Source organism: Sulfurovum sp., from assembly GCA_020525365.1.
Taxonomy (GTDB): Bacteria; Campylobacterota; Campylobacteria; order Campylobacterales; family Sulfurovaceae; genus Sulfurovum.
Genome location: JAIZOF010000001.1, coordinates 1,422,533 through 1,430,164, shown reverse-complemented (window position 1 = coordinate 1,430,164; position 7,632 = coordinate 1,422,533). Strand labels below are relative to the sequence as shown.

3 protein-coding genes are annotated in these 7,632 nt (G+C 39.8%); all 3 read left to right on the top strand.

From position 1 onward, the window contains the following. Window positions 1–130 precede the first annotated feature (130 nt). Window positions 131–2,935 (top strand): pre-peptidase C-terminal domain-containing protein, encoded by a 2,805-nt coding sequence (locus tag LGB01_07050; GenBank protein MCB4753954.1) that lies wholly within the window; start codon window positions 131–133, stop codon window positions 2,933–2,935. A gap of 794 nt (window positions 2,936–3,729) precedes the next feature. Next, the gene (locus LGB01_07045; GenBank protein ID MCB4753953.1) at window positions 3,730–4,689 is read left to right on the top strand and encodes a pre-peptidase C-terminal domain-containing protein; all 960 of its coding nucleotides are present in this window, start codon (window positions 3,730–3,732) and stop codon (window positions 4,687–4,689) included. A gap of 272 nt (window positions 4,690–4,961) precedes the next feature. Beyond that, window positions 4,962–7,632: pre-peptidase C-terminal domain-containing protein (locus tag LGB01_07040; protein ID MCB4753952.1), on the top strand; the 2,671-nt coding region annotated here is incomplete at its 3' end.

The following is a 7,632-nucleotide window of genomic DNA, read 5'->3' as shown; positions in this document are numbered from 1 at the left end:
CGCCCGACCATTTGTCGTCGCATTAAAGGTTTTTTAAGTTATAATGGGTAACTGTGCCTGTATGGAATATTTTTCGTTGTATTGAAAAAATAGAGCAATGCAACCTAAAACCTTAAAAAGGTGAGAAGATATGAAATCATATTTACAGTGGTCAGTAGCCACAATAGTAATAGCAATCCTTGGTGCATGCGGTAGTACCAATAGTGGTAATAGGCTTACTTCTAAGACCATATCATGTACTACTAAAGTAATAAGGCATAAAGGTCTTACGTACGGGTGTGTAGCCAGTAAAACAGGTCGAATATGGCTAGACAGAAACTTGGGCGCCTCACGGGCAGCCACCTCACTTTCTGATGCCGCATCATATGGTTACTACTTTCAGTGGGGAAGACCATCAGATGGACATCAGCGCGTATCTTCGGACAAGAGACATCAGCGAGCAATAACCATACATCCCTCATTTAGCCCGTTTATTGCTGTAGATAACAATACGACAGACTGGGTCGCTGATGGTGTAGACGATAATGGTTCCAAAAGAGAAGTATTTTTATGGAAAACAGATGGTACAGGCATATGCCCTAAAGGGTTCAGGGTACCTACTGCAGAGGAGTTGATTCGTGAATCTTATCGACCTGACTTTAATGCTACATTAAAATTTCCTTTGGCAGGATTTCGCAACAATACTAAAAACAGTATAGAGATTTTAAAAAGCGCAAGCAATGGTTTTTTGGAGGATGCTTTTGGTTACTATATGGCTTCAGACAAATCTTCAAGTAAAATGGCACGGATTCTCTCTTTTAATCAAGGCAATACGGGAAAGATAGAGACAAAAGGTCGTGCATACGGCTACTCAGTCCGTTGTATTCAAAAACAAAAAGATGAAGTAGTGCCATCTATCAAAAAAGCAACAATATTATCTGATGATCATAGTAATCGTATAGATACAGCAACATCCATAGACCTAAACAGCACAACATTAGGACATATTAATAAAGTTGGGGACGTAGATTGGTTTAAAATCGTAATCCCTCGTACCGGAACACTGGTTGTAGAGACAACTGACACCACAGATACAAAAGGATATCTTTACAATGCAAGTGGTGTCCAGCTTGCATCCAATGATAATATAAGTAGTTCGAACCATAACTTTAAAATCTCAAAGTTCATCACAGTGGCTGGAACATACTATGTAAAAGTGAGACACAGTGGTACTACGGGAACAGGTATTTATGCACTTGTATCTCATTTTATACCCAATGATTATGGATATAATGTCAATACAGCAACACCCATAGCTCTCAAAAGTACAACACGGGGGCGTATTGAAGCAGCTGGAAGTGGAGATTATTTTAAAATCATAATCCCTAGTGGAAAAAGAGGAACATTAATTATCAATACAACTGGCTCAACAGATACATATGGATCCCTTTTAGGCGGAAGCGGTGCCCAGCTTGCATTGGATGACAACAGTGGTTCAGGTCATAACTTTAGAATCTCAATAAGTGTCACAGCTGGGACATACTATGCGAAAGTGAGACATCATAGTCCTACAGGAATTGGTTCTTATGCGCTTGTGTCTCATTTTGTGCCTGATGATCATACCAGTAGTAGAATTGCAGCAACATCTATCAATCCAAACAGTACAACACAAGGGCGCATTGAAGTAGCCGGGGATGTAGATTTCTTTAAAATCCGAATCCCCAGTAGTGGAACACTGGTTGTAAAGACAACCGGCTTAACAGATACATACGGAACTCTTTTGAATGCAAATGGTCATCAGATTGCATCTGATGATAATGGTTCAACCTATAGTAACTTTAGAATCTTAAAAAGTGTCTCAACTGGAACATACTATGTGAAAGTAAAACACAGTAGTGCTTCATCAATTGGTTATTATACGCTTATTTCTCAGTTTATATCTGATGATTATGGCAATACCAGAAGTACAGCAAAACCCATCAATCCAAACAGTACAACGCAGGGGCGCATTGAAGTAGATGGGGATGTAGATTTCTTTAAAATCCAAATCCACAGTAGAGGAACACTGGTTGTAAAGACAACCGGCTTAACAGATACATACGGAACTCTTTTGAATGCAAATGGTCATCAGATTGCATCTGATGATAATGGTTCAGCCTATAGTAACTTTAAAATCTCAAAAAGTGTCACAGCTGGAACATACTATGTGAAAGTAAAACACAGTAGTGCTTTACTGGCTGGCAGTTATGTACTTGTGTCTCATTTTGTATCTGATGATGATCATGGTGACAGCAGAAGTCTGGCAACATCCATAGACCTAAACAGTACAACACGGGGGCGCATTGACTTTGCTGGGGATGAAGATTACTTTGAAATCCGAGTCCCTGACGGAGGAGGAAAATTAATTATATATACATCTGGAACAACAGATACACAAGGATACCTTTCTAGCGTAAGTGGCAGAGAAATTGTATCTGATGACAATAGTGGTTCAGGCAATAACTTTAAAATCTCAAAGCTCATAACGATGCCTGGAGCATATTATGTGAAAGTAAAACACCGTAACCCTTCATCAACCGGTGATTATCTGCTTGTGTCTCGTTTTGTGCCTGATGATCATGACGACAGTAGAGGTGGAGCAACACCCATCGAGCCAAATAGCATAACACAGGGGCGCATTGAAGTAGCTAATGATAAAGATTACTTTAAAATCCAAATCCCCAGTGGAGGAACATTGGTTCTTTACACAACTGGCACCACAGATACACGAGGATACCTTTATAATGCAAGCGGTACCACCCAAATTGCATTTAATGATGACAATGGTTCAGACCAGAACTTTAAAATCTCACAAAGCGTTACAGCTGGAACATACTATGTGAAAGTGAGACACCACCTTTTTTCTTCGGGGACGGGTGATTATTCGCTTGTTTCCGAATTTACACCTAGTCAGTAGCGGCCTAGCCTTACATTATACATACAGCACTCTACCAGGGTGCTGTATGTATGGCAAAAATATCCTCTTTCAATATGCTATCATACAGTCATAATTTCATATGTTTTAATACCAATAGTGAACTTTTATAGGCTCCAAAAGGCTTAGCGTACTTTATCTGTCTACATTTATTTTTATTATATTAAAGAATATTTGGTTTTTTTTGGTATAATGGGGGCACACTTACGTGAAGTACTTTTTTATTACATGAAAAAGATACAACAATATAGCCCATAAAAAAAGGGGGGAAAAATGAGATCGTATTTACAGTGGCCAGTAGCCACAATAGCAATCGTAATCCTTAGTGCATGTGGTAACAATATCAGTGTCAATGATGGCAATACCACGCTTAATAGTCCCAGTACCAAAAGCAGTAACGGTAATACCAATGCCAAAGACAATACCGATACTGCCAAAGGCAATACCAATACTCCTAGAACTGTATTGTGTGACATAAGGTATCAAGGGTTTAGGTACGGGTGTGTAGCCAGTAGTAAAACAAATCGAATATGGCTAGACAGAAACTTGGGTGCTTCACGGGCAGCTACCTCGCTTTCTGATGAGGGATCATATGGTTACCACTTTCAGTGGGGAAGACCAAAAGATGGACATCAGGGTGTATTTTCAGATAAGACAAATCGGCGAGCAACAACCATACACCCCTCATCTAGTGCGTTTATTGCTGTAGATAACAATACGACAGATTGGGTCGCTGATGGTGTAGACGATAATGGTGCCCAAAGAGAAGCATTTTTATGGAAAACAGACGGTACAGGCATATGNTAATCCCTCGTGGAAGTGTAGGAAGATTGACTGTATATACAACTGGTTCAGGAGATACAGTCGGAACCCTTTACAATCCAAGTAGTGCCAGACCTGTATCTGATGATAATAGTGGTACAGACCGGAACTTTAGAATCTCACAAATCGTCACCGCTGGAACCTATTATATAAAAGTGAAATACTATTTTGCTTCAAAAATCGGTTCTTATTCGCTTGTTACGCGTTTTACACTACAAGCAGACGTTTCTGATGACCATGGCAATACTAAAGAAACAGCAACACTTATAGACCCCAACAGTACAACATCAGGAAGCATTGATAAAGCTGGAGATAATGATTGGTTTAAAATCATAATCCCTAGCGAAGGAGGAGTGTTGACTGTACATACAACCGGTTCAGGAGATACAGTCGGAGAGCTTTTAGATACAAATGGTACTCGACTTGTATTCAATGATGATGTTAGTGATACAGGCAATAACTTTAAAATCTCAAAATTTGTCACCGCTGGAACCTATTATGTGAGAGTGAGAAATTATAATAATCAAGTAGCTGGCAATGGCTATACGCTTATTTCTCAGTTTGCACCTAGGCAAGATGACGATAGAAGCACAGCAATATCCATCAATCCAAACAGTACAACACGGGGACGCTTTGAAGTAACCGGGGATAGAGATTGGTTAACAATAACCAGGGATGTAGATTGGTTTAAAATTGAAATCCCTAGTGGGGGAGGAGCATTGACTGTACGTGCAACCAATACCATTTCAATCACACGATCCCTTACGGCTGGAACATACTATGTGAGAGTGAGTGCTTCATCAGCAGCTGGAAGTAGTGGGAAAATTTATTACTTGGGTAGAACATTTTATGTGCAAGTGCATGCTTCGCTAACTGATAGTTACACCTTTTTTTCTCGGTTTATACCCAATTAGCAACCTAGCCCAAACCAATAAGTAGTTTTATACAGCACTTTTCACTAAAGTGCTGTTGTAGGTGCGTTGTACTCTTTTGAGTGTTTGCATGGCAATCATCTTCATGCTGGTAGTGAGCTTTCATAGATCCTAAAGGGTTTATAGGCAAAATACTTGCCACTACATTAAAGGCTTGTAGGGTATAATAAGGGCTACATCTGCGTGGAGTGCTTTTTCGTTGTATTGAAAAAAATAGAGCAATGCAACAAAAAACCTTAAAAAGGTGAGAAGATATGAAATCATATTTACAGTGGTCAGTAGCCACAATAGTAATAGCAATCCTTGGTGCATGCGGTAGTACCAATAGTGGTAATAGGCTTACTTCTAAGACCATATCATGTACTACTAAAGCAATCATGTATAAAGGTCTTACGTACGGGTGTGTAACCAGTAAAACAGGTCGAATATGGCTAGACAGAAATATAGGTGCCTCACAGGTAGCTACCTCACTTTCTGATGAGGCATCATATGGTTACTACTTTCAGTGGGGAAGACCAGCAGATGGACATCAGATTGCATTTCCAGATAAGACAAATCGGCGAGCAACAACCATACGTCCTTCATTTAGTGCGTTTATTACTGTCAATAACACTACGACAGATTGGGTAGTCGATGGTGTGGACGATAATGGTGCCCAAAGAGAAGCATTTTTATGGAAAACAGACGGTACAGGCATATGCCCTAAAGGGTTTAGGGTACCTACTGCAGAGGAGTTGATTCGTGAATCTTATGAATCTGACTTTGATGTTACATTGAAATTTCCTTTGGCAGGATTTCGCAACAATACTAAAAACAGTATAGAGGTTTTTAAAAGTGCAAGCAATGGTTTTTTGGAGGATGCTTTTGGTTACTATATGGCTTCAGACAAATTTTCAAATAAAATGGCACGAACTCTCTCTTTTGATCAAGACAATACGGGAAAGATAGAGACAAAAGGTCGTGCATATGGCTACTCAGTCCGTTGTATTCAAAAACAAAAAGATGAAGTAGTACCATCTGATGATCATGGCAATCTTATGGATACAGCAACACCCATAAAGTTAAACAACCAAACATCAGGACGTATTAATAAAGCTGGGGACGTAGATTGGTTTAAAATCGTAATCTCTGGTACAGGAATATTGGTTGTAGAGACAACAGGCACCACAGATACAGAAGGATTCCTTTACGATGCAGGTGGCAGAGAAATTGCATTTAATGATAATATAAGTAGTTCAGATAATAACTTTCAAATCTCAAAATTTGTAACAACTGGAACCTACTATGTGAAAGTGAAACACCATACTGCTTCATCAACAGGCGATTATTCGCTTGTGTCTCATTTGATAGCCGATGATTATACCAATAGCAGGGATGATGCAGGAACGATCAGTCTAGCCAGTACAACACAAGGTCGCATTAATAGAGCTGGGGACGCAGATTGGTTTAAAATCGTAATCCCTCGTACCGGAACACTGGTTGCAAAGACAGTCGGCTTAACAGACACAAAAGGATCTCTTTACGATGCAAGCGGTACCCAGATTGCATTGGATGACAATGGTGGTTCAGGTCAGAACTTTAAAATCTCAAAGTCCATCACAGCGGCTGGAACCTATTATGTGAAAGTGAAACACAGTAGTGTTTCATCAACAGGTCGTTATAGGCTTATTATACGTTTTGATGACCATAGTAATCTTATGGATTCAGCAACACCTATGGAGCCAGATGGCACAACATCAGGAAATCTTGAAGTATTTAGAGATGAAGATTGGTTTAAAATTGTAATCCCTCGTGCCGGAGCACTGGCTGTAGAGACAACTGGCACCACAGATACAAAAGGATACCTTTACAATGCAAGTGGTGTCCAGCTTGCATCCAATGATAATATGAGTAGTTCGGACCGTAACTTTAAAATCTCAAAGTTCATCACAGCGGCTGGAACCTATTATGTGAAAGTAAAACACCATAGTACTACGAGAACTGGCAGTTATGCACTTGTGTCTCATTTTATACCTAGTGATTATGGATATGATGCCTATACAGCAACACCCATAGGTCTCAACAATACAAAACAGGGGCACATTGACTTTGCTGGGGATGTAGATTACTTTAAAATCGAAATCCCTAATAGGGGAGGAGCACTGGTTATAGAGACAACTGGCTCAACAGATACATATGGGTACCTTTTAGATAGAAGCGGTATTCAACTTGCATTGGATGACAATAGTGGTTCAGATCGTAACTTTAAAATCTCAAAGTTCATTACAGTGGCTGGAGTATATTATGTAAGAGTGAAACACCATAGTTCTACAGGAATTGGTTCTTATGCGTTTGTGTCTCATTTTACACCGAATAATCGTCCCGATACTATAAGTACAGCAACACCCATCAATCCAAACAGCACAACACAGGGGAACATCGAAGTAGCTAATGATAAAGATTTCTTTAAAATCCACATCCCCAGTAGAGGAACATTGGTTGTAGAGACAACAGGTGTAACAGATACATACGGAACTCTTTTAGATGCAAATGGTCGCCAGATTGCATTCAATGATAATGCTGGCGGTTTAGGTCAGAACTTTAAAATCTCAAAGCTCATCACAGCGGCTGGAACCTATTATGTGAAAGTGAAACACAGTAGTGCTACGAGAACTGGTTCTTATATGCTTGTGTCTCATTTTTTGCCTGATGATCATGCCAACACTAGAAGTACAGCAACACCCATCAATCCAAACAGCACAACATCAGGAAGTATTGAAACAGCTGGAGATGAAGATTGGTTTAAAATCCACATTCCCAGCAGAGGAATATTGGCTGTAGAGACAACAGGCTTAACAGATACATACGGAACTCTTTTAGATGCAAATGGTCGCCAGATTGCATTCAATGATAATGCTGGTGGTGATGCAAATGGTCGCCAGATTG

What these genes read in the sequence shown, in the direction of transcription:
- LGB01_07050 (MCB4753954.1), top strand. Translation starts at nt 131, where the DNA reads ATGAAATCATATTTACAGTGGTCAGTAGCCACAATAGTAATAGCAATC.